The organism is Lapillicoccus sp., assembly GCF_039935575.1.
GTDB lineage: Bacteria > Actinomycetota > Actinomycetes > Actinomycetales > Dermatophilaceae > Lapillicoccus.
This window is the reverse complement of record NZ_JBDTKA010000137.1, coordinates 1-20,935: the sequence shown is the minus strand read 5'-3', so window position 1 is coordinate 20,935 and position 20,935 is coordinate 1. Positions and strand designations below refer to the sequence as shown.

General features: G+C 69.0%; 20 protein-coding genes, 3 pseudogenes and 1 riboswitch. Of the genes and pseudogenes, 9 read left to right on the top strand and 14 right to left on the bottom strand.

Annotated elements, in window-relative coordinates:
* Window positions 1-211: pseudogene (locus ABI385_RS16415) on the bottom strand (hypothetical protein); the annotation flags it as partial.
* A gap of 308 nt (window positions 212-519) precedes the next feature.
* On the opposite strand from ABI385_RS16415, the gene ABI385_RS16410 reads away from it, so the two are divergent.
* The 4 genes from ABI385_RS16410 (at window position 520) to ABI385_RS16395 (ending at window position 5,610) form a co-directional block, all read left to right on the top strand.
* Window positions 520-768 carry a hypothetical protein gene (locus ABI385_RS16410; RefSeq protein WP_348104833.1) on the top strand — a complete coding sequence of 83 codons (249 nt, stop codon included), beginning with the start codon at window positions 520-522 and terminating at the stop codon, window positions 766-768.
* 2,642 nt (window positions 769-3,410) lie between these two features.
* Window positions 3,411-3,662: a hypothetical protein gene (locus tag ABI385_RS16405; RefSeq protein ID WP_348104832.1), complete on the top strand. Its 252-nt coding sequence runs from the start codon at window positions 3,411-3,413 to the stop codon at window positions 3,660-3,662.
* Between the two features lie 134 nt (window positions 3,663-3,796).
* A complete protein-coding gene (locus ABI385_RS16400; protein ID WP_348104835.1) occupies window positions 3,797-4,603 on the top strand; it encodes a glycosyltransferase in 807 nt (268 codons plus the stop codon).
* Entirely contained in the window at window positions 4,600-5,610 is a 1,011-nt protein-coding gene (locus ABI385_RS16395; protein WP_348104831.1) for a glycosyltransferase, read from the top strand. The genes ABI385_RS16400 and ABI385_RS16395 overlap by 4 nt, the downstream gene beginning before the upstream one ends.
* A gap of 32 nt (window positions 5,611-5,642) precedes the next feature.
* On the opposite strand, the gene ABI385_RS16390 is transcribed toward ABI385_RS16395, so the two are convergent.
* The 5 genes and pseudogenes from ABI385_RS16390 to ABI385_RS16370 form a co-directional block, all read right to left on the bottom strand.
* Window positions 5,643-6,536, bottom strand: coding sequence for a 2-hydroxyacid dehydrogenase (locus ABI385_RS16390; protein ID WP_348104830.1), 894 nt, complete (start codon window positions 6,534-6,536; stop codon window positions 5,643-5,645).
* Window positions 6,537-6,925: 389 nt separating this feature from the next.
* A pseudogene (locus ABI385_RS16385) lies at window positions 6,926-7,147 on the bottom strand (hypothetical protein); the annotation flags it as partial.
* Between the two features lie 63 nt (window positions 7,148-7,210).
* The gene (locus ABI385_RS16380) at window positions 7,211-7,534 is read right to left on the bottom strand and encodes an SRPBCC domain-containing protein (protein WP_348104829.1); all 324 of its coding nucleotides are present in this window, start codon (window positions 7,532-7,534) and stop codon (window positions 7,211-7,213) included.
* 395 nt (window positions 7,535-7,929) lie between these two features.
* Window positions 7,930-9,231 carry an Nramp family divalent metal transporter gene (locus tag ABI385_RS16375; protein ID WP_348104828.1) on the bottom strand — a complete coding sequence of 434 codons (1,302 nt, stop codon included), beginning with the start codon at window positions 9,229-9,231 and terminating at the stop codon, window positions 7,930-7,932.
* Window positions 9,232-9,347: 116 nt separating this feature from the next.
* Window positions 9,348-10,298 (bottom strand): ferritin-like domain-containing protein, encoded by a 951-nt coding sequence (locus ABI385_RS16370; RefSeq protein WP_348104827.1) that lies wholly within the window; start codon window positions 10,296-10,298, stop codon window positions 9,348-9,350.
* 221 nt (window positions 10,299-10,519) lie between these two features.
* Here ABI385_RS16370 and ABI385_RS16365 point away from each other — a divergent pair, with 221 nt between their 5' ends.
* The gene (locus tag ABI385_RS16365) at window positions 10,520-11,473 is read left to right on the top strand and encodes an alpha/beta hydrolase (RefSeq protein ID WP_348104826.1); all 954 of its coding nucleotides are present in this window, start codon (window positions 10,520-10,522) and stop codon (window positions 11,471-11,473) included.
* 1 nt (window position 11,474) lies between these two features.
* Complete coding sequence (locus ABI385_RS16360) at window positions 11,475-11,864, top strand: VOC family protein (RefSeq protein ID WP_348104825.1); 390 nt, start codon at window positions 11,475-11,477, stop codon at window positions 11,862-11,864.
* 7 nt (window positions 11,865-11,871) lie between these two features.
* Here the strand turns inward: ABI385_RS16360 and ABI385_RS16355 are convergent, their stop codons facing one another.
* From ABI385_RS16355 to ABI385_RS16335, 5 genes are all read right to left on the bottom strand, one after another.
* Complete coding sequence (locus tag ABI385_RS16355) at window positions 11,872-12,606, bottom strand: DsbA family oxidoreductase (RefSeq protein WP_348104824.1); 735 nt, start codon at window positions 12,604-12,606, stop codon at window positions 11,872-11,874.
* Window positions 12,607-12,705: 99 nt separating this feature from the next.
* The gene (locus ABI385_RS16350) at window positions 12,706-13,575 is read right to left on the bottom strand and encodes a C40 family peptidase (protein WP_348104823.1); all 870 of its coding nucleotides are present in this window, start codon (window positions 13,573-13,575) and stop codon (window positions 12,706-12,708) included.
* A gap of 1 nt (window position 13,576) precedes the next feature.
* Window positions 13,577-13,746: riboswitch (cyclic di-AMP (ydaO/yuaA leader) on the bottom strand.
* Between the two features lie 195 nt (window positions 13,747-13,941).
* Complete coding sequence (locus tag ABI385_RS16345; RefSeq protein ID WP_348104822.1) at window positions 13,942-14,637, bottom strand: iron dependent repressor, metal binding and dimerization domain protein; 696 nt, start codon at window positions 14,635-14,637, stop codon at window positions 13,942-13,944.
* A 61-nt stretch (window positions 14,638-14,698) separates the two neighbouring features.
* Complete coding sequence (locus tag ABI385_RS16340; RefSeq protein ID WP_348104821.1) at window positions 14,699-15,910, bottom strand: MFS transporter; 1,212 nt, start codon at window positions 15,908-15,910, stop codon at window positions 14,699-14,701.
* A gap of 38 nt (window positions 15,911-15,948) precedes the next feature.
* On the bottom strand, window positions 15,949-16,728 hold the full coding sequence (locus ABI385_RS16335) for a hypothetical protein (RefSeq protein WP_348104820.1): 780 nt from the start codon (window positions 16,726-16,728) through the stop codon (window positions 15,949-15,951).
* A 7-nt stretch (window positions 16,729-16,735) separates the two neighbouring features.
* Here ABI385_RS16335 and ABI385_RS16330 point away from each other — a divergent pair, with 7 nt between their 5' ends.
* Entirely contained in the window at window positions 16,736-17,167 is a 432-nt protein-coding gene (locus ABI385_RS16330; RefSeq protein WP_348104819.1) for a hypothetical protein, read from the top strand.
* 483 nt (window positions 17,168-17,650) lie between these two features.
* On the opposite strand, the gene pdxH is transcribed toward ABI385_RS16330, so the two are convergent.
* Complete coding sequence (gene pdxH / locus ABI385_RS16325) at window positions 17,651-18,373, bottom strand: pyridoxamine 5'-phosphate oxidase (RefSeq protein WP_348104818.1); 723 nt, start codon at window positions 18,371-18,373, stop codon at window positions 17,651-17,653.
* Between the two features lie 75 nt (window positions 18,374-18,448).
* On the opposite strand from pdxH, the gene ABI385_RS16320 reads away from it, so the two are divergent.
* On the top strand, window positions 18,449-18,874 hold the full coding sequence (locus ABI385_RS16320) for a hypothetical protein (RefSeq protein WP_348104817.1): 426 nt from the start codon (window positions 18,449-18,451) through the stop codon (window positions 18,872-18,874).
* Window positions 18,875-18,901: 27 nt separating this feature from the next.
* Here ABI385_RS16320 and ABI385_RS16315 read toward each other — a convergent pair whose 3' ends face one another.
* Entirely contained in the window at window positions 18,902-19,525 is a 624-nt protein-coding gene (locus ABI385_RS16315) for a pentapeptide repeat-containing protein (RefSeq protein WP_348104816.1), read from the bottom strand.
* Window positions 19,526-19,684: 159 nt separating this feature from the next.
* Window positions 19,685-20,428, bottom strand: a complete 744-nt coding sequence (locus ABI385_RS16310; RefSeq protein ID WP_348104815.1) for a hypothetical protein — start codon at window positions 20,426-20,428, stop codon at window positions 19,685-19,687.
* Between the two features lie 128 nt (window positions 20,429-20,556).
* Between ABI385_RS16310 and ABI385_RS16305 the strand changes: the two are divergent.
* Window positions 20,557-20,935: pseudogene (locus ABI385_RS16305) on the top strand (phosphoserine transaminase); the annotation flags it as partial.

The window sequence follows — 20,935 nt, the reverse complement described above, 5'->3', positions numbered from 1 at the left end:
CGTAGGACTTCCAGTTGCCATGGAGTTGGCCAAAGATGTTGTCGTTATTGCTCTTGGCCCCGACGGAAGTAGGTACTCCGGAGGTGGCTGCCGGCTGGGAGGGGTGGGTCGCGCCGTGCATGTTGCTCTCTGAGCCGCAGGCAGCGATGAAGCCGTGGATGTACGGTGCGTTGGCCTTGGCGAGTGTGGTTGCCTGGGTGTTCTCACCCATAACGACCACAATGTGCCTGTAAGTCGGAGGAAAAACCGGGTTGTACCCAGCCGATAGCGGGCCACAGGCGCCGGCAGCAACGGCATAGGCAGGAGTAGCAGTGCCGCAGCCACGAGTCCCAGCACGGCCGCGCTGAATTTTTCATGGGCTCGGCTCCTTGACGTTGCTGGCGATGGTAGGCGGCTGAGGCCCTGGATGACGGGGCTTTGGCTAATCCCGGAGCGCGGACTGGTCGCGACCTCGCGCGGGACCTCGCAATGCCGGAAAGCAGCTTGCCCAGGTCGCTGAAACGTGCGTAACGCCCGCGCGTGGAGATCGGGCGCAACGGAGAGGAGGGACCCTCCATCCCCGAGCACAATGTTCAACGCCGGCCGAACGTCGCCCAAGCAGCCAGGCTTCCCGAGGATGCCGCGGTGATCGTCCGGCGCCGTGACCTGTACGACGAGCAGGCCCGACTGTGGGAGATCGAAGCCAGCTACCTCCCGGCCGAATACGCTGCCGGTACGTTCCTCGCCGTACCCCTGATCGTGCCCCAAGGCGCTACACCACGGCCGTGAGATTTATGGGTCGCCCACCCGCCACGATCCGAGGAAGCCGACCGATTCGAACTCACCCCCGCCGCGTACGTCCTCCAAGCTGGTCTTCGGGATCGGGGACTAAGCAAGCAGACGCTCGACGCGTCTGCTTCGCTGCTGAAAGATGGTGCGCCTGGCGGTCGGAGTCGTTCCGCTGGGTATGTTCAGCGTCGTCATCTTGCGGCTAACACGTAAGGCCGGAGCGGCTCCGTCTGGCGCTCCAGCGGGGCGGTACCCAGTGAGAGCAGGCGCTAAGCGGTATTGGGATGGCGCGAGGTGGCAGAGCACGTGGTTTCGCTGGGGCCTCCGGGCGAAACGAACTCAACACGGTGAGCCCCGGCCTCGAGGTTCGACAGCCACAGACAAGCGACGGGCAGCGAGTGAGGACTTTCTCTACTGGCTCAAGGCGCGCCTCCGGCGCGCAAAGAGGCCCGGGGCTGCGGGCGGCGCTGGCGCGCCGTCCTCGCCCGGGCAACTGCTGGGGGAGGGCTACTCGGTGGAGAAGGACTGGAGCTCGGCTAGCAGCTCGTCGACAACACCGGACCTTAGGCGCTGAGGACGGACGGGGTCGATCAGGGCGAACCGGCCGCTAGCCCCAGCCCTCACCGTCCAGCCGGTCCTCGTTCTCAAACCCGTTCGGCCGGCCTCCGTACCGGCATCGCAGCCGGCCAGCTTCATGTCGACTCAGGTTCCGGTCACTGCGCCAACGCTCTCGCCGCCGTTCCCTTCCGGCCGTGAAGCCGCTCCGCTCCCGGCGCTCGGGGTACCTTCACCGACCAGGACGGACCGCCCGCAAATGCTGACCTACTCCTCGACTCGGGACCGACGCTCCCTCCGCGTGAGTTTGTCGTCTTGAGGCCTTGCAACCGCCCTATGCATCCGGCGGGCGGTGCGGCGCTTGGCCCGCAGACCCACGGCCGAGGTTCCTTGCTCTTCGACGACCCGCGCGAGCCGCGGCCCGTCCCGCAAGGCAGCCAGCAGGGAGGGGTACCGAAACCTGCTTCGGTGGTATCCGACCGCACTGAGCACCAGTGTCCACCCGTCCCGGAACCGCACCCATGCCATAGCCCACCACACGACGCCGAGGACCAACTCGATCCCAAACAGATCAATGCCCACATTTGGAGGCTCACCTGAGGGGCGAAGGTCCATATGGACCCGGACACCATCAGGCGATTCAGCGCGTTTGCGGAACGATGCTTCCAGCCGTTCGACCTCAAGCTCCTCGGCCCGGCGACGCTTCTCAGAGGCGCGCGTTCGCTCCTGCCAACGACGGACCCTTTCCGGCATCCGCAGATCATCGCAGAGCCTCCTTCGACCCAGTTGTGGCGCGCCACGCACGACGGGACAGCGTCTCGCAGTAGGTACCCGAGAGGTACCCGTAGCCGCGAAAACACCCGCAACCACACCACCCGCAACCACCCAAGAACCGTTGTGGGCCAACGGAATCCGTGCAGCCGGAATCTCACCGTCGGACTCCCAAAGCGGGTGTCGGCAGTTCGATTCTGCCCGGGGGCACCACACGTTTACGCAGGTCAGAGCCCATTTTGGCTCCCCGCACCGGTTGCCGTCACAGGTCCATCACCCCGCTGGGCCCCGAGAAGGCCGTCGTTGGAACGCACGTTCGCTTGGTGTGGGCGGGAGCGGCCAGCCGATCAACATGGACGGGCAGCACGCGACCAGTCGTTACCTACCTCGCTTCAACATCCCCGTGTGACCCGTGTGATGTCTGCGGACGAGTGACCGCTGAACAAGACCACCATCCGTTTCCGTCTCCGCGAGTCCGTCTTGCGATCCGACGCCGAGGAACACGATGACGGCTCCTCATTGAGTCACGCCGATGCCAACATCTCGGTGATGTCGCAGGCCCCTGACACTCGCGCGTTCGTCTGCGCGTTGCTCCCGATCGAACTCAACGATTTAGCGGCGATGCTCGCTTGGTCCGCGTCCACCTCGACAATGCGGGCGCCACGATACGCGACCTCCGGCAGAAGCGGACATCGCGTAACAGCGCTGCTGCGACGTCGTTCGACGCAACACCTAACCCGAGGGCGGGACGGCAGCCTGTTGGCTAAAGCTGCCGTCCCTCGTGGACCTGGACATCACCGGGATCCCCGGGTCTACTACGGGAGCAGTACCCACTTATGCGGTGGCTACTCCTGGGGGGACCGGGGTGAGTTTGCGCAACGAGATCACGTCCTCGGCGAGATCCGTCCGCCGCCGGTTTCATCGCATACTCGCCAACCGACGGGACTCGAACGTCAGGACATCCGACACCCGGACTGAGCCATGACCCGACCGCGACGCCGATGGACGGTTCCTCACCAGGGCGCCCCTGAGTTGGTCCCCACGGTCCTTCTCGAGCTGCAGAGCCACCTCGGCCAGCCGCATGTATGCCTCGAGTGGAGTCTCGACCGGTTCGATCATCACCGTCAGCTGGCCCTGAGAAAGCTGCCGTGACGAGACGGCGAGGAGCACTTGACCCCGCACCGTGAAGTCTTCGTTGACGCGGCTGATCCAGCTCGGCGCGTGCGGTCCCCGCTATCGCAGCCAGATCTCTCGGCCTCTGCCGTCCGCCCTGCGGTCACTGCAAGAGTCGAACACCTGTTCGGTATGGTCGCACGATGACGGACGTGCCGCGCCGATCGACGCGACAGCCCCGGTCTCTGACCACCGAGCAGCTGGGCAGGGAGAATACGGTGTTGGCGGCCGAGCCCGCCCGAGTCAACGCCTGGGTCCTCTGGGAGGACGGCGTCGAGGAGCTCGTCCCCGCGGAAGCAGTCGCCTGGACCCAGCGGGCGGTCAAGGTGCGGTGGGGTGTCCCCCCGCACCAGCAGGAGTCGTGGGTGTGGGCCGGTGCGGTGACCCGCTCCTAGAAGACTGCCGGCGTATGCGCCCTCGCACCCCACGCCTACTGTCATGACACACCCACTCGACCGGACGGACGGCTCATGCTCGTGATCAGCGCGCGCATCGCTCGGCGCGCGGAACACTCCTCCCGGTGAGTGAGATGCCCCCGCCCTCGACGCTGGTGGCGATCCCCGCGTTGGGGTCGCCCGAGCTGACCGATGCGGTGCTCGCCGACCTGCGTCGCGACGGCAGTGATGTGCGGCCTGAGATCCGAATAGTAGTGGTGGACAACGGTGGCGACTACGCGCTGCCAGTCGCCGACGGCCGCGTCACGCTCTACCGCCCCGGGACGAATTTGCGCTGGATCGGCGCGGCCAACTGGGCGCTGCAGACGTCGGTCGACGACGCATACGACTTCTGCGTGGTGCTCAACAACGACACCCGACTCTCGCCCGGTTTCCTCGACGGCCTCGTCGCGCCCTTCACCGACCTCGACGACGTGGCCATCGTGGCCGCGTGTTACGACGACTTCTGGCTGCACCAGCGAGCGCGGGTGATCCCACCCACGGCGGCCGAGTATGCCTCGAGCCCGACCTACCGCGATGTCCCGTTCTGCGACGGAACGGCGATCGCGTCCGCCGCCGCCGCGGTGGTCGACCTCGGTGGGCTGGACACGGTCGCCTTTCCTCGCAACGGGTATGGCTCCGACATCGACCTCGCGATCCGGGTACGCCGCGCTGGTCTGCGCTGCATCGTCACCGAGGGTGCCTACGTCTCGCACCTGCGCCGCGTGACCATGAACCGGATGGGCGAGACCTCCGAGGCCAACCGGGCCGAGATCCTGGACGGCCTGGACGCCAAGTGGGGCGTCGAATGGCGCGGCGAGGCAGGACTGGGTCCCGACTCGTTCCCGGCGCACAACACCGGCAGTGCGGCCTCCTGGTACCTGGATCCCGACCGGTGGTGAGCGCAGCGCGGCGCATCGTCTACGCCGGATTCGCGACCCCGCGCCACAGCGGCGGCGTGCACGTGCTCACCGAGCACGTGCGCCTGCTGCGGGCCGCCGGCGAGCAGGCCTGGCTGTGGCTCCCCAACCCGGACAACCGGACCGACTGGATCGATGCCGACCTCCCTGTTCTGTCCGGGGCGACGACCCCGATCGGCGCCGCCGACCTGCTCGTCCTGCCCGAGACGCCCACCATCCAGGGCCGTGACCCCGCCCCGGGCGCCCGCAAGGTGATCTTCAACCAGAACCACTTCTACACCTACGCCGCGGGTATCCCCGGCCGCGACTTCCCCGGCTGGTCACCGCCCCCGGCCGTGTGGGTGGTCAGCGTCGAGAGTCGGGACGTCCTCAGGACGGTCCTGCCCGACCTGCCGGTCAGCCTGGTGCCGAACGAGGTCGACGGAGACCTCTTCGCGCCCCGTCCGACGGACCGGGTGCGGGTGTGTTGGTTCCCCCGCAAACGTCCACGGGAAGCCTCACTGCTCAGACAGATCCTCGGCAACGACCCCCGCTTGTCGAGTGTCGAGCTGGTCGAGCTGGTGGACGCGCCCAGGTCCGTCGTGGCGGACACGCTCGGCACCTCGACGGTCTTCGTGTCGCTGGGTCACAGCGAGAGCTTCGGCCTGCCCGTCGCCGAGGCGTTGGCATCGGGGTGTCTGGTTACCGGGTATGACGGTGGCGGCGGCCACGAGCTCTTCGAAGCTCCCGGGGCGTGGCAGGTCCCCGAGCAACGCCCCCTGTTGCTGCGGGACCGGGTGGTTGACCTGCTGGACCGGGCTACCGAGCTGGCCCCGCTGCGTACCGGCAACCGCGCCTGGGTCCTCGAGCACTACCCGCGCACCCGGACCGCCGACGCCCTCCGCGAGGCGGTGGCGACCGCGTTCGCGCGCCCGGGTGCGGACTCCGTCGCCACCCATCCGGCCGCCTGGCTCGATGTCCTCGGCCCGCACTTCACCGCCTTCGCCTGACCCGAGCTCCCATGCAACGCCGATACGGCGACTCAGTAGGCGCCGTCGACCACGTTCTGCAGCAGATCGCCTGCCGCGAAACGACGGAGCTGGTCGCTCACCAGGGCGAACGCTCGCGGCCCCGCCCGCTTCACGTGACCGGCGGCGTGCGGCGTGATGATGACGTTCGGCGCGTGCCAGAGCGGGTGGTCGCTCGGCAACGGCTCCGGGTCCACCACGTCGAGCCCGGCCCGCAGCCGGCCCGACGTCAGCTCGGCCAGCAGGGCCGAGGTATCGACGATCTTGCCGCGCGCGACCTTGACCAGCAGCGCGCCGTCGGCCATCCGGCTCAGGAACGTCGCGTCGACCAGCCCCGTCGTCTGGGGAGTAAGCGGCAGCGTCAAAACGACCATGTCGGCGTCCGGGAGCAGATCGGCTAGCTCGCTCGTGGCGTGCACCCCGTCCCTGGCCGAGTGAGCAACCATGACTGGCTCGGCGTCGAAGCCGCGCAACCGCTTGGCGGTCTGCTGGCCGAGGTCCCCCGCACCGACCACCAGAACCCGCTTCTCCCGCAGGTCGTCCGCCTCCACCAGGTCCCACCTGGACTCGCGCTGGGCGTCGATGAAGTGCGGCAGTCGCCGCTGGGACGCCAGGATGAGCGTGAGCACCAGCTCGGCGACCGCGCTGCCGTGCACGCCTCGGGCGTCGCACAGGGTGACGCCGTCCGGCACATGACCGAGCACATCCTCCACCCCAGCGCTGGTCAGCTGCATCACCTGGAGGTCCGGCATGGCCGCGAACTTGGCGTCGAGGTCGCGGGCGTCCTCCACCTGCGGCACCCAGAACGTCGTCTCCGCGAGCCGATCGGGTTTCGCACCCTCACCGTCCCACGCGATCACCTCGACAGCGTGGTGGTCGGGTACGCAGACGACAATCACGTCCGCCACCGTAGGTCACTGTGGCGACTGCACCCGGCAGCGTCTGAACGCGGCGCCAGATCAGCTCGACCTGGACGGCGACCATGACCGCGATCATGACCAGGATCTCCTCGTCAGGGCCTCCTCGAGCTCGCGGATCTCGTCCTCGCGCCCGGCCAGCGCGGGCGGGGCGTCGGGAGGCACCGGTCCTCCCTCCCTGCGGGGCAACCCGTCCGACCCGCGACGTCGACGTGCACTGAGGATACGGGCGGGGGTAGCGCGTCCACCACCGTTCACCAGTTCACTTGAGGGCTAAATAACCCAGTGGTCAACTACGCGCGCGACGACGGAGGTGCAGGTGCCCGATGCCACCTTCGCTGCGCTGGCCGACCCCACGCGGTGCGCCATCGTCGCGCCTCTCGTGACCGGGGACGACACCGTGAACGAGCTCGCAGAACCGTTCGACATCCATACACCGTCACCCGCGAGATGGGCAGCCCCTTCGCGGCGGCCACCAGGGCCAGGACGGCACCCGAGGAGCACCCGAACAGCGACGCGGTGCCTCCGACCTCGGCCACCAGCGCCGCCAGGTCGTCGATCTCGCGGTCGACGGCGTACGGCAGGGTGTCCGTGCTGTCGCCCCGCCCACGTCGGTCGTAGTTGACGACTGTGAGGTGCTCGGCTAGTAGGTGATCGAGGTGCCGTCAGCCGATCTGGTCGTGGACGTCGTGCCCATCGCGGTGCTCCGTTCCTGGACGAGAGGGGGTCAGCAGTACGCCGAGGTGGGCGTCCAGCCGGTCGAGCGAGGTCGCGAACCCGGCGCGTGCCTGCTGGCTCCGGTATGCCTCGGGCACCCCGCCTGGACGTGGGTCGACCCGGATCCCCGAGAGTGGGGTGCTCCGGCCCGTGGGACCCCAGAACCGAGTGAGGTGCTCCGGCTCCACCAGGCAGCGGAAGACCAGGTCGCGAGGGGCGCGGAAGACCCGCGTGTAGAGAACCAGGTCCGGGGATCCTGCGAGATCAGTCATCTGTCGCTTCCTGGATCCGCGTCAGGTGGTCGTCGAGCCGGTCGAAGCGGTCGGACCAGATCCGGCGGTTGTGCTGGATCCAGCCGACAGCCCCTTCGAGGACGTCCTGCTCGAGGTGGCAGGGCCGGAACTGGGCGTGACGGGACCGCGAGATCAGGCCGCAGCGTTCGAGGACCTTCAGATGCTTGGAGATGCCAGGGAGGCTTCCGCCAGGCGCCGTTCTGGCCAGGGCTCGAGGCGATCGCCCACACGCTGGCCTACGAGTCGTTGGTCCTCGCGAGCCCGTCCGAGGGCATCACCAGGGTCACGCTCCCCACCCTGGTCGTCTGAGTTCTACCTGCACTAAGGAGCTCTACCTGCAGAGAGGCACGTGCGGAGTTGTGGAGGGGCCGTCGTCAGCCGACCAGCTGATGCCAGATGAGGAAGCCGTTGAGCCCCACCACGACGGCGGTGATCGCCACCATGGCGGCCGTGACCCAGCGCGGCGAGGCGAACGAGCCCATGATGTCGCGGCGTCGCGTGACGAGCAGCAGCGGGATCAGGGCGAACGGGATCCCGAAGCTGAGGACGACCTGGCTGAGGTTGAGGACCTGGGTGCTGTCGACGCCGAGCGCCAGGACCGCGAGTGCCGGGGCCATCGTGACCAGGCGCCGCAGCAGTAAGGGGATCTGCCTGGCGATGAACCCCGTCATGACGACCTGACCGGCGTACGTCCCGACGCTCGACGAGGAGATGCCCGAGGCCAGCAGTGCTGCCGCGAACGCCAGGCCGGCTCCTCCACCGAGAATCGTGACCAGCCCCTGGTGTGCCTCGATGAGGGTACTGACGGACGTGCCGGCCCGGCCGTGGAAGAGCTTTGCGGCCACGAGGAGCATCGAGACGTTGATGAGGCCCGCGATTCCCAGGGCCACGCCGACGTCGAAGCGCTCGAACCGCAACAGGGTGCGGCGTTCCGTGTCGTCCCCGCAGCCGACGCGACGGCTCGTCAGCGCCGAGTGCAGATAGACGACGTGGGGCATCATCGTCGCCCCCAGGATGCCGACCGCCAGGAACGCCTCGTCGCCCGAGTCGAACCCGGGGACCAGACCGGAGACGGCGGCGACATCGGCGCCCGCGCGGAACAGCTGGTAGGCGAACCCGCCGAGCACCACGAGCAGGAGGAAGCCGATCGCCCGCTCGAAGCCGCGGTACCCGCGGCGCTGCAGCCCGAGGACGGCGATGGCAGCAACGGCTGTGATGATGCCCGCCGGCAGCGGCGAGACACCGAAGAGCAGGTGCAGCCCGATGGCCGCGCCGACGAACTCGGCCAGGTCCGTGGCCATGGCGACCAGCTCCGCCTGTAGCCACAGGCCCCACAGCACGGACCGCCGGTAGCGGCCGTGACACACCTCCGGCAGCGACTGCCCCGTGACGATGCCCACCTTGGCCGACAGGAACTGCACGGGCATCGCCATCAGGTTGGCGATGACGACCACCCAGACCAGCCGGTAGCCGAACTGCGAGCCGGCGCTGATGTTCGTCGAGAAGTTACCCGGGTCGACATACGCGATGGCCGCCACGAAGGCCGGTCCCAGCAGGGCAGCCGGGCCGATGAACCTGCCGCGGCCGAGAACGGCGGACAGTCCCGTCTGAGCCAGCAGAGGGGGAGGGGTCAGCGGAGTGGGGGTCGCCTGGGTGGGGGAGACGATGCTGGTCATAGCGTTCCTTGGCAGGTTACGGCACAGCGGCGAGCAGCTGACGAAGCAGGGAGACGACATCATTGGCGAGACCGGTTTCCGCCGCCTTCACCGCGGCGGAAACCGGTCTCATCAGCTCAGTTGGCGTTGCTGGTGTTGAGCTCGCCGTTCACCCCGGACGGGAAGAAGCCGCCGGATGTGACCTCCTTCTTGTTCAGGTAGACGATGTTGAGCACGGCACCGGGCGTGCGGCTGAACGCGATCCCGTTGGCGTCGGCGGGGACGACGTTGAAGCCGTTGTTGTAGAGGCCCTGGTCGTCCATCACCGGCCCGTCGAGCTGGTCGCGCGCCCAGGAGATGGAGCTCGCGGCCTTGGCCAGCCCGGTCTCGAGGATCCGAGTACGGATGTTCGAGGCGTGGTAGGCCTCGACCGCCAGGATCCCGGCGGCCGCCTCGAGGTACGTCTTGTTGGTGATGAGCGGAGCGGCGCCCTTGTATGCCGTCACACCCACGTCCTCGAAGATGAATGCCCCGAGCAGGAAGTTCTCCTCGGACCCGAAGGGGTCGAAGGTCTGACCCGCGCCGATCAGACCGGCGGCCATGGCAGCTGCCGTGAAGCTGTTCTGCAGGTCGATGTTGGGCTCGGACACGGCTGCCGCACCCAACGCCGTCCGCAGGAACTTCACGTGGGCCAGCTCGTCGCCCGCGATCTCCTTGGCGAAGTTCTGCGCCTTGGAGGTCTTCCACGGGACCTTGTGACCGCCGGTGACCTTGCCGTGGGCCTTGGTTCCGGTGGTCAGGTTGCCCGTGAGGCCGTAGCCGTTGACGGCGTAGGAGTAGAACTCCGCCTCGAGGTACTCGAGGTTGAGCGCGAAGTTCAGGATCGCGCCGTCACTGGGAGCACCGGCTGCCGCGGTTGCCGCTGCCGACGGTGCGGCCGAGGCGCTTGACGACGCCGCGTTGGCGATGACCCCGGCGCTGACGACGCCCAGGCCCGCGACACTCGCACTCTTGATGAACCGACGCCGGTCCTGCTCGTTCTCCGCGCTCCGGTTGATCAGGTCGCGCACAAATGTTTTTCCGAACATGTGAACCCTTCCGCTCGTAGCTGTCTTCACCGGGCGTGGGAAGACACGCGTACGTGTGTGTGTTCGGGGTCACAGTCGGTTCAGATGGGGTTCGACGACAACGGGATTCGAAGCGCGTCAGCGAAAGCCTGGCAAACCAGACGAAACGGTCACGAGGGTCAGGGCGCCACGCGCGACCAGACGTGACACGTTCGCCCAGCCGCACGACCTACCATTCCCCGGTGACCGTCGACGACCACCTCGCACCGCCCCTGGCCCTCGCCGAACCATGGGGAGGCGAGGGTCGTGTGGTCGACCTGGGCCTGCCCGTGCACATCGTGGACTTCGGCGGACCGACGAGGCCGGAGACGCAGGACAGTCAGCCCCCGATGGTCCTGGTCCACGGGCTGGGAGGCTCACACCTCAACTGGCTCGGCGTCGCACCTCAGCTGCGCACGCATCGCCGGGTCTACGCGCTCGACCTGGCGGGGTTCGGACTCACGCCGGGCACGGAGGAGCAGGCGACGATCAAGGAGAACGTGCTGCTCGTCGCCCGGTTCGTGCGGGAGGTGGTCGGCGAACCAGTGGTGCTGGTGGGCAACTCGATGGGCGGGATGATCTCGGTCATCCTGGCGGCTACCCACCCGGAGCTCGTGTCGAAGCTCATCCTGGTCGACCCGTCGATCCCCACACGGCGCCGCCACCTCGACCGGCGAGTCGCCGCGACGTTCCTCGTCTACGGGACGCCGCGGGTCGGCGAAGCCTTCCTCACGCGGCTGACCGCCGGCGCGAGTGATGAGCGCCGCGTCCAGGAGACGACCAACCTGTGCTTCGCCCATCCGGACCGGGCCGATGCCGCCGTGATCGCCGCGGCGGTGGACCTGGTGGCGCACCGCCGCCCCGAAGCGCAGGCAGCCAACGCGGCATACCTGTCGGCGGCGCGGTCCATCCTGCGCGTCCTCGGCACGAAGGAGCGTTACCGCGACTTGATCCGATCGATCACCGCACCCGTCCTGCTCATCCACGGCGACCGCGACCGGCTGGTCCCCGTCACCGCCGCCCGACAGGTCGCCGCCGACAACCCGAGCTGGACGACCGTCATCCTGCCCGACGTGGGGCACGTCCCCATGCTCGAGACGCCCGAACCCGTAGCTGCCCTCATCGACGAGTGGCTGACCACCGAACCCGAGGAGTGAGATGCGAACTCTCAAAGACAGCAAGGCATTCAGCGGTTTTGCCGTGCCGGACATCGCAGCCGCACAGGCTTTCTACGCGGACACGTTGGGCATCGACGTCACGCAGGAGAACGGCATCCTCACGCTGCACCTGGGCGGCGGACGCGACACGATCGTCTACCCCAAGGCCGACCACCAGCCGGCGACCTACACGATCCTCAACTTTCCCGTCCCTGACGTCGAGGGCACCGTCGACGCGTTGACGGAACGTGGCGTGGAGTTCGAGCGGTACGAGGGGACGCCAGCCGAGACCGACGCCAAGGGCGTCTTCCGCAAGGGCGGACCGCTGATCGCGTGGTTCACGGACCCGGCGGGCAACATCCTCAGTGTGATCCAGCGCGACCCAGCGTAACGGGCCGTCAGGCCGGCCGGGCGGCCTGACGCAACAGTGCGAGGTAGACCTCCACCGACTGAGCGCCACCGACCGAGAGGCGGTTGTTCGCGACCGCGAACGGGACACCGGTGACGCCGATCTCGCGCGCCTCGCTCTCGTCGGCGTGGACGTGCTCGGCGTAGGTATCGTCCGCGAGGACGGCGGCTACCCGGCGTTCGTCGAGCCCGGCCTCGGCCGCGCAGCGCAGCAGTACGTCGTGGTCGTCGATCGCCAGTCCCTCGGCAAAGTGGGCCGAGAACATCCGTTCGAGGGCGGCGTCCTCCAGGGCGGGTCCGCCCATCTCGCGGGCGAGCGCGACCAACCGGTGCGCGTCGAAACTGTTGGCGTGCACGGCCGCGTCCAGGTCCATCCGCAGGCCGTCCTGCGCGGCGATCTCGGCGACCCGTGATGACATCGCCCGGCCGGCCTCTTCACCGCCACCATACTTCTCACCGAGGTATGCAGCGACGGTCAGGCCGTGGCCTCTGCGGCTGACCGGGGCCGCGGGGTCCAGCTCGAAGGCTCGGTGCCGCAGCAGCACCTCGTGCGGCCGGTCCCAGGCGTCGATGGCGAGGCGGAGACGACGCTTGGCCAGGTAGCACCACGGGCAGACCACGTCCGCCCAGACGTCGACGACCACGGCAGGCTGGGGGGAGCTCCCGACGGGGTAGGCAGCTGGTGCGGCGGGCTCTGTAGATGGCGCAGCGGGGGACGTGGACATCACGGACATCCTGCCATGACGCGAACAGCCCGCCACCGGTGAGGGTGACGGGCCGTTCGGGGCCGGTACGTCTGCCTGTCGGCGAGACGTGCGGGTCGGTCAGAACCGGCCGTAGCTCACGCCACTGCTGGTCCAGATGGAGTGCAGGCCGGTGACGGTGCCGGGGTGCTGGGCGTCGTACATCATGCCCGGACCCGCGTAGATGCCGACGTGGTAGGCCGGGTAGCCGAAGAAGACGAGGTCACCCGGGACCGGGTTCGACACCTTGGTGGCCGCAGCCTGCTGCGCCGAGGCGACGCGCGGGATGGAGATGCCGGCGAGGCGGTAGACGTATCCGGTGAAGCCCGAGCAGTCGAAACCGCGGGTCGTCGTGCCGCCGTAGACGTAGGGGATGCCGGACAGGCTGGCAGCGATGCTGGTGATGCCACCGGTGGGGGCCGGAGCCGCCGGAGCAGGAGCGGGAGCAGCCGGCCTGACAGCGGCCGGTGCAGCCGCGGGAGCGGCGGCGGCCGGGGTGGTCCGCGTGGTGGTGCGGGAGGCCCGCGTAGTGGCGGCGTCCGGGGCGGCAACAGCCGGAGCAGCAACTGGAGCCGGAGCCGGGGCCGCGGCAGGCGGGGCGATCTTGGTGATCTGGACGGCAGCGGGAGCCGGCTTGGCTGCCGGAGTCGCCGTGAAGCCGAGCACCCCGAAGGTGGGCGCAGCAGCGGCGTCGAGCGCTGGAGCCGCGACCGAGAGAGCCCCGCTGACAGCCTGAGGAGCGGCTGCGGTGGTGCCGGCAGCGCTTGCCGCAGTGTCAGCGCCCTGCGACGCAGATGCCGGGATCGCGAACGAGGCGACGAGCCCGCCCGACGCCACGACGACCGCGGAGGCCTTCATGGCCGGCTGCGCGGAGCGAGTAGCGATGTCGGCGATCTCGTTGAGCGGGTTGTACCCGGGTGCGCGATGGCGCCCCACATGATTACGAGCCACGAATTGACCTCTCGGACGCCTACGAAGTGAGCTGTCGGGTTCGGGTGGGAGGTTGTGTTGTCACCCGGTTCCTGCAGCGGGACGGGTCCCGCGTCAGGAACTTCACCCCGAGGACGTCTTGCGACGCCCGAAGGTGGTTCCCCCGCTCCTGTCATGTGGTGATGAGTGCTGATCCAGGTGAGGTGACAGGACTAGGCGATCCCCACCAGGACCTTGGCCACGGGAGGCCAAGTGCGGCAAACAGTACACAGAGGTCGTTGAAAAGTCACGCTGAGGTCACGAAACCGCCAAGAAACTGCTGTCAGTCGCGTCCTTGCGTGACGACTGGACGGTGACTACCTCCCGCTGCGCTGACGAAACCGCTGGTCAGAGGGCTGCAGCGAACACGTGATGGGCGACGTCGTCGGGTAGCGAGACGCCGGCGGCCTCGGGCGCTCCGTCACGGACGGCGATGATCCGGTTCCCGCTGCGGCGGACCTGGACCTGCTCGCCGGGCAGCAGCCCGGCGACCGTCAGCAGGGCGAGCGCCTCGTGGTCGACCTGGACGGGCTCGCCGATGCGCCGTACGCGTACCAGCCGTGGCTCGTCGCCCGCGAGCTCGGTGAGGGTCGAGACTCCCGCTCGGAAGTCCTCGCCCTTCTCCTCGCCCAGCTCGTCGAGACCGGGAATGGGGTTGCCGTAGGGAGAGTCGTGGTGGTCCGCGAGCATCGCGAGGATCTTGCGCTCCACCCGTTCGCTCATGACGTGCTCCCAGCGGCACGCCTCGTCGTGGACGAACTCCCACTCGAGCCCGATCACGTCGACGAGCAGCCGCTCGGCCAGCCGGTGCTTGCGCATCACCCGGGTGGCCAGGGTCCGGCCCAGCTCGGTGAACTGCAGCTGCCGGTCGTCGGCCAGGTGGATCAACCCGTCCCGCTCCATCCGCGCGACCGTCTGGGAGACCGTGGGGCCGGAGTGCCCGAGACGTTCGGCGATCCGGGCACGCAAGGGGGTGATCCCCTCCTCGTCGAGCTCGAAGATGGTCTTGAGGTACATCTCCGTGGTGTCGATGAGGTCAGTCACCATGTCATCCTCCCACTTTCGCCGGTCGTCCCTGGTACGGCCGTTGTCGGCCCGGGGGACCTCACGAGCGCGGTCGGGCCCGGTCCAGCGTTGCGCGCGACACGGGGTCGAACCGAGGCACCCACAGGCGCAGCCAACCGGCTCCGACCAGCGCGGCCCCGCCCATCCCCACGGCGGCGACGGCCAGCGGCGCGACGAGCGTCAGAGCGCTGATCAGTGCCGGGCCGGAGGCGTTGCCCAGGTCGGCCATCACCCGCCAGCCGCCCAGGAACTGGACCCGCGCATCGACGGGGGAGGCGTCGGCCCCGAGCGTCATCACCAGGCCGGCACCGATCCCGTTCCCGACGCCGAGGACCACCGCGACCGCAGTCAGCGTGCCGAAGTCGTGGGCCAACGGGAGCAAGGCCATACCGACAGCCAGGACGACCATGCTCGGAACCGCCACCCACATCCGCCCGTAGCGGTCCATCACCCCGCCCGCCGGATAGAAGAGCAGCATGTCGACGCCTCCGGCGATCCCGACGACCAGGCTGGTGCGCGCCGCATCGAGCCCGATCGACTCCGCGAAGAGCGGGATGAGTGCGATCCGGCAGGAGCGCGCCGACGCGATGAACAGCGCACCCACCCCGAGGGTGAGCAGCGTCCGGCGGTGCTCCGACAGGACCGAGACGAGGGACCGACGAGCCACGCCGCGCTCTCGTCGGTGCGCCGCGGTGATGTCGGGGACCAGCAGGACGAGCACGATCGCTGAGAGCGACGAGACGAACCCCACGAGGTATGCCGCGCCGATGCCCCAGCGCGACACCACCAGGGCGCCGATGAACGGGCCGACGAAGACGCCGATCCGGTTGACGCCCCCGAGCGTCGACAGCGCCCGGGCCCGCAGGGCGATGGGCACGGCATCGGTCAGGTAGGCCTGCCGGGCGAGGCCGAACAACGAGGACGCGAGACCGAGAAGCGCGAGCGAACCGGCGAGCACCCACAGCGACGGCGCGAACGCACAGCCCACCATTCCCACCGCCTCGATGGCGCAGGCGACAGTCAGGCCGGACCGTTCGCCGATCCTGGCGGCGAGCGCCCCGGCCGGCAGGTCACCGACCAGCTGGGCGACCCAGATCAGGGAGAGCAGGAACGCGGCAGTGCTGACCCCGGCGCCCAGAGCGCGCGCCGACAGGATGACGACGGGAAGCACCGCGCCCGTACCCACCGCTCCGAGCGCGGTCGGACCGTATGCCGAGAGCGCGATCGACCTCAGCTGACGGACCGGCTCCACTTCGTCACTGTAGGAGGGGCATACCCAGGGTGCAGGAGTCAGCCTCGGGGCAGTGCCCGGTACATCGCCTGGAACGCGGCGCTGTCGTCGAGCCAGTTGTGCCCGTCCGGGCCCTGACCGGACAGGAAGTAGGAGTAGCAGAAGAAGCCATGGGCGCGCGCCCAGGCGACGTCGTGCGCCACCACCTCGACGCGGTCTGCCGGCGTGGCCGGATCCGCCCCGCCGCCGACGCGACCCATCCCGACCTCGGTGATGCCGAGAGGTTTGCCGCGGTCCTTGACCAAGGCATACCAACGCATGATCTCGGGCCGTTGGTCGATGGGGACGACGCCGTTGGAGCTGGCGTTCTCGTCGGTGCCTGCCCGGTAGGTGTCGATCGTGTAGAAGTCCGCCTGCTTCGAGAGGTACGAGCCGTCTGCGCCAGGGCGCGAACCGCGGTAGTTGAAGCCCGACGACGCGATGCCCACCTGGATCTCCGGTCGGATCGCCTTGATCTTGGCGCGCGCCGCGTCGAACTGGCGCACGAAGTCGTCACCGGAGCTGAACAAGTTGGGCCGCTCGGGCTCGTGTTGGAAGACGAGACGGCTGACCGACCTCGTGTCGAGGGACCACAGGAAGTCCGAGAGCGGACCGTCGACCGACTTGAGGGACAGGATCACCTGCGTGCTCGGTGGGAACCTGTCGACATAGCGCGACGGCACCGGCCCGCTGAGGTAGTCACGGGTGACCTGCAACGGTCCGTACGCCTGCTGTCCCCAGGCGAAGTCCGCGCCCTCGTTGTGGGACTCGGGTAGCCGGACCCGTGCTCCGAGAAGCATGCCCGAGGTGGTGCTCGCGGGCGACCGGTCGGTCCGAGAGGCCGGCAGGGCGTTCGCGGGTGGTCCTGTGGACGCGGCGGTGCGCGGTGCGACGGGAGCGCCGGACGGGTGGGGCGAGGTCGAGGGCGATCCGGTCGCCGATGGTGTGGCGGTGGACCTCGTGCTGGACCTGCCGCCGGACGAGGTCGTCGCGGAGGGTCCGGGCGTGTTGCCAAGCGAACCGGTGTCCGCCGGCGAGGAGGTGCGGGTGCCCGTCGAGCTCGCCACCCGGGTCGTCGGTCTGCCGGCCGCACGGGGGTCGGGGGCGTACGTGCACGACGAGAGGGTCAGGACGGTCAGCAAGGCCAGTAGGGCCACCGTCGAGAGGACGGCGGGCAGGGGGACACGTCGATTCATGGGGATGCGCTCCAAGGGGGTGGGAGTCGAGCAACCGCGCTGATACGTGAGGGCCTGGGGGACCCTCGACATGCTGGGGAGGCACCAACGGGTGGTCCGGTCGTGCCGGTCGCACGTCGGAGGGCCACTTTCTAGCAGTAATCAGGCCATGTCGACAATGCCGGGATTGTTCCGGTGTGGACAACCGGCGGCCAACCACGTCCGCTAGCAGCGAATGGCGTTGCGGTCGACGGCTTTTCGGTTTACGGTCATCGGACACGAGAAGGGAGGTGGTCCAATAGTGCATTCTTATCGGACGCGTGAGGTGACTGCGCGATAGCGCAGCCGTTCTGCTGACCATCCTTTCCCGGTCAGCTGCAGGACGCGCGATCGCAGTTCACAGCAGTCGCTGCAGCCCGTGGGTACGCACGCCCCGCCCAGCGTGCCGCCGTCTCCCCTATGAGCCGGTAACCCACGGGCTGTCCTGCGCCCAGCGGATCTGTCGGGTCAGTTGCCCCGCACCGGCGGCGTGCGGACGAGAGATCGGTCAGGGCTGGCGGCGCACCAGGACCCAGGCAGCCGCCTCGTCCAGGCCGGGACGGATGTCGATGTCCTGGGCAGCCGCCCCCCCGCCCGCCCCGACCGCCGTGAACACGAGCCGGTCGTGCAGGCGGTTGCGACGCCCACCCCAGAACTCGACCTCGGAGCACCGGATCCGGAAGCCGCCCCAGAACTGCGGAACCGGCACGTCGTCGTCGTTCCCGTGGTCGGGGAACTGCGCGGCATACCGGTCGAAGTCCGCCTCCAGCTGCGCCCTTCCGGTCGCGGGCTGCGACTGGCTGGACGCCCACGCGCTGATCCTCGAGCCCCACGGCCTGGAGGCCCAGTAGGTCGCGACCTCGTCGCGGTCCACCTGCTCGCCGGTCCCGCGGAACCGGATGGCCCGGAACATCGCCGGCCAGGTGAGCGCGGCGGCAATGTGTGGGTTGGCCGCGAGCTCCAGGCCCTTGGTGGAGTCGAGACTGGTAACGAAACCGGGTCCGCGCTCGTCCAGGAAGCGCATCAGGACGGTCCGGACGTTGGGCGCCCCGGAGGCGTCGACCGTGGCAACGGACAGCGCCCGCGGCTCCGGGACGTCCGCACCGTTGCGACCCCGCGCGTCGGCCTCGTCGACCCAGCGGCGGATCTGCTGCCACGGAGTGGGCGCGAGCTCGTCCTCGCTGAGGCCCTCCCCGGTGTAGTCAACCCGTTCGACACTCGTGCTCGTCATGGCGCTCCCTGCGGCTAGATGCCGTTCTAGACGGTCCGGCCAGACTACGGTTGGGGCGACGAGAGAGGCACACCGATGGGCATGGTCAAGGTGTTCTACACGGGGGCGAGGGCCGGGGTGAAGTACGCGCCGGCGATCGTCGCGGTGGCGAAGGAGGCGCGCGGGCCCGCCACCGAGTACGCCAAGGCAAAGGTCGAGTCATCGCGCCAGAAGCGCCTCGCGGTCGCCAAGGCGATGGCAGTCGTCGACGGCACGCTGCTGCAGGTGCCACACGGTGAGGTCGTCGTCTGGGTGGTGTTCAGCGGCGACAAGCCGGTGGCCGAGTACCCCGACGTCACGGTCCCCCCGGCCGAGCTCGTCGCCGACGCGGATCTGGGCAAACGCCGCCCACCCGAAGAGTTTCCCTCCGCCATGGAGAAGGTCGCCGCGGCCGGCCACGCCGCCGCCACCAAGGTTCGTCACCCCCGGACGAAGCAGCCGTCCGACCGGCCGGGGGACTGACCGGCCGATCCGGTTCCGGTCGGTCGCTCAGTCCCGGACCGCGATACCCAGCTGGTCGGCGAACGCGTCCGCCAGCTCGATCAGCTGAACTCGGCTGACTGTGGCTCCCCGCAGGCTGGTCAGGCCTTGTGGCGCCAGAAGCCTCGCCTCGGAGAGGTCGACCTTGGTGAGCGTGGCGTTGCTCCACTCGGGGCGCTCGAGCACGCATCCGGAGAACGTCACGCCCTTGAGCCTCGCGCCGGCGAAGTCCGGCTCGACCAACACGCAGTCCTCGAACCGCACGTCCGTCAGGGTCGCCGCGCGCAGGTTGAGGAAGTCGAGCTTGCCGCCGCGCACCGTCACGCGCAGCCAGCTCGACCCGTATGCCGCGCACGCGCCGAGCCGAGCCCCGCTCACCTCGACGTCTTGGAGCGACGCGTCGCTGAGGTCGGTCCCGACCCCGCGGGGCCGGTCGAGGCGCGTGTCGACCCAGTGCGTCCGGCCGAGCTTCGCCTCGGTGAGGTCACAGGTGTCGAGGACGCAGTCCAAGAACCGGCTGCCCTCCGCGTCGGCCCGCACCACATCGTCGCCGCGCAACCTCACCTCGTCGTAGACGCCATCCGGTTCGAGGACACCGTCGAAGTCGGCAGCGACTTCGTCCGGGGTCGCCATCCACGCAGTCTCGCGCATCAGACGGCCATCCAGGCGACCTCTGACGCGGCCACAACACGCACGGTGAAAGGTCCGACCCCTTCTGGGGGGTCGGACCTTTCACGGGCAGCGGCGGGGTGATGAGACGCAGTATGCCGGGGTGGGAGGTGCTGCGCAGGGTCAGACCTGTGGACCCTCCGAGCGGAGCTTGTCGACCTCTGCCATCGCGTCGCGCAGCTCGCCGAGCCACTCGTCCGCGTGCCGGCCGACGAGGGTCACCGCCCAGGCGAGCGCCTCGGAGCGAGACCGGGCAACGCCGGCGTCCACGAGGGTATCGAGCACCTGGCGCTGCGGCTGCCGCAGCCGGGTCATCACCGGGATCGACTGGTGCGTGAACAGGTCGGAGTGCTCTGCGATGCTCGCGCCCCAGGCAACCTTGCGGCCGTAACGGGACTCGGCCTCCTGCGCGATCGCGACCCGCTCGTCGCGGGTGTCCTCACGCCAGCGGCTGATCCGGCCCTCGGCTGCAGCTGCGGACGTCTGGCCCTCGGAGCTGTCCCCAGAGCTGTCCACCGGCGGGAGCTCACCGACGACGATGATCTCCTCGCGGTCGACGGTCACGCTCGGGGCGCCGACGAACCAGTCGGACGGAAGCCGGCCGGCGAACCACTCCGCGGCGTCGTCCGCCGAGGGGAGGTCGGCCTGCTGCCAGCCACCGGGGCGACCAAAGGGGCCACCGCGACGACCTCGGCCACCGCGACCGAAGCCCGGACCGAAGCCCGGACCGAACGGTCCGTTCGCGCCGAACGGACCACCGGGACCGAAGGGGCCACCGGGCCCGCGGCGGCCACCGTGGCCACCGTGTCCGTGCTTGCGCCCGTGCTCCTGAGAGCCCTCGGGCGCATCTTGTGGGGTGCCAGTCATGACTGGTGTCCTTTCCTGAATGGATCACTGAATTACAGTGTTACACGCTTACAACTCTGTGGCCAGGAGGATTGTTCCCCGTCCAACCGGCGGACCCGTAAACAGCCCGTGGAGCACGTTTTGGTTTCATGGACGACGTGACCGACCTCGCCCCCGCACCCCTGGCCATCCCCGTCGACCTCCTCCCCGCCGACGGTCGCTTCGGCTCCGGGCCGAGCAAGGTGCGCCCCGAGCAGCTCGAGTACCTCTCCTCCCTCGGCCGCACGGTCCTCGGGACGTCGCACCGACAGGCTCCCGTGCGCGGGCTGGTCGGTGAGGTCCGCGAGGGTCTCGGTCAGCTGTTCTCGCTGCCTGACGGCTACGAGGTCGCACTCGGCAACGGAGGCGCCACGTGCTTTTGGGACGCCGCTGCATTCGGCCTGATCCGCGAGCGCTCTGCGCACCTCGCCTTCGGCGAGTTCTCGCAGAAGTTCGCAACCGTCAGCGACGGCGCACCCTTTCTCGGCG

Bases quoted from the DNA above. Each gene is read 5' to 3' on its own strand.
- ABI385_RS16335 (WP_348104820.1), bottom strand. From the start codon at position 16,728: ATGCTTCTCGGAGCACGGGTCCGGCTACCCGAGTCCCACAACGAGGGC.
- ABI385_RS16360 (WP_348104825.1), top strand. From the start codon at position 11,475: ATGCGAACTCTCAAAGACAGCAAGGCATTCAGCGGTTTTGCCGTGCCG.
- pdxH (WP_348104818.1), bottom strand. From the start codon at position 18,373: ATGACGAGCACGAGTGTCGAACGGGTTGACTACACCGGGGAGGGCCTC.
- ABI385_RS16320 (WP_348104817.1), top strand. From the start codon at position 18,449: ATGGGCATGGTCAAGGTGTTCTACACGGGGGCGAGGGCCGGGGTGAAG.
- ABI385_RS16380 (WP_348104829.1), bottom strand. From the start codon at position 7,534: ATGACTGATCTCGCAGGATCCCCGGACCTGGTTCTCTACACGCGGGTC.
- ABI385_RS16400 (WP_348104835.1), top strand. From the start codon at position 3,797: ATGCCCCCGCCCTCGACGCTGGTGGCGATCCCCGCGTTGGGGTCGCCC.
- ABI385_RS16315 (WP_348104816.1), bottom strand. From the start codon at position 19,525: ATGGCGACCCCGGACGAAGTCGCTGCCGACTTCGACGGTGTCCTCGAA.
- ABI385_RS16310 (WP_348104815.1), bottom strand. From the start codon at position 20,428: ATGACTGGCACCCCACAAGATGCGCCCGAGGGCTCTCAGGAGCACGGG.
- ABI385_RS16370 (WP_348104827.1), bottom strand. From the start codon at position 10,298: ATGTTCGGAAAAACATTTGTGCGCGACCTGATCAACCGGAGCGCGGAG.
- ABI385_RS16405 (WP_348104832.1), top strand. From the start codon at position 3,411: ATGACGGACGTGCCGCGCCGATCGACGCGACAGCCCCGGTCTCTGACC.
- ABI385_RS16355 (WP_348104824.1), bottom strand. From the start codon at position 12,606: ATGTCCACGTCCCCCGCTGCGCCATCTACAGAGCCCGCCGCACCAGCT.
- ABI385_RS16375 (WP_348104828.1), bottom strand. From the start codon at position 9,231: ATGACCAGCATCGTCTCCCCCACCCAGGCGACCCCCACTCCGCTGACC.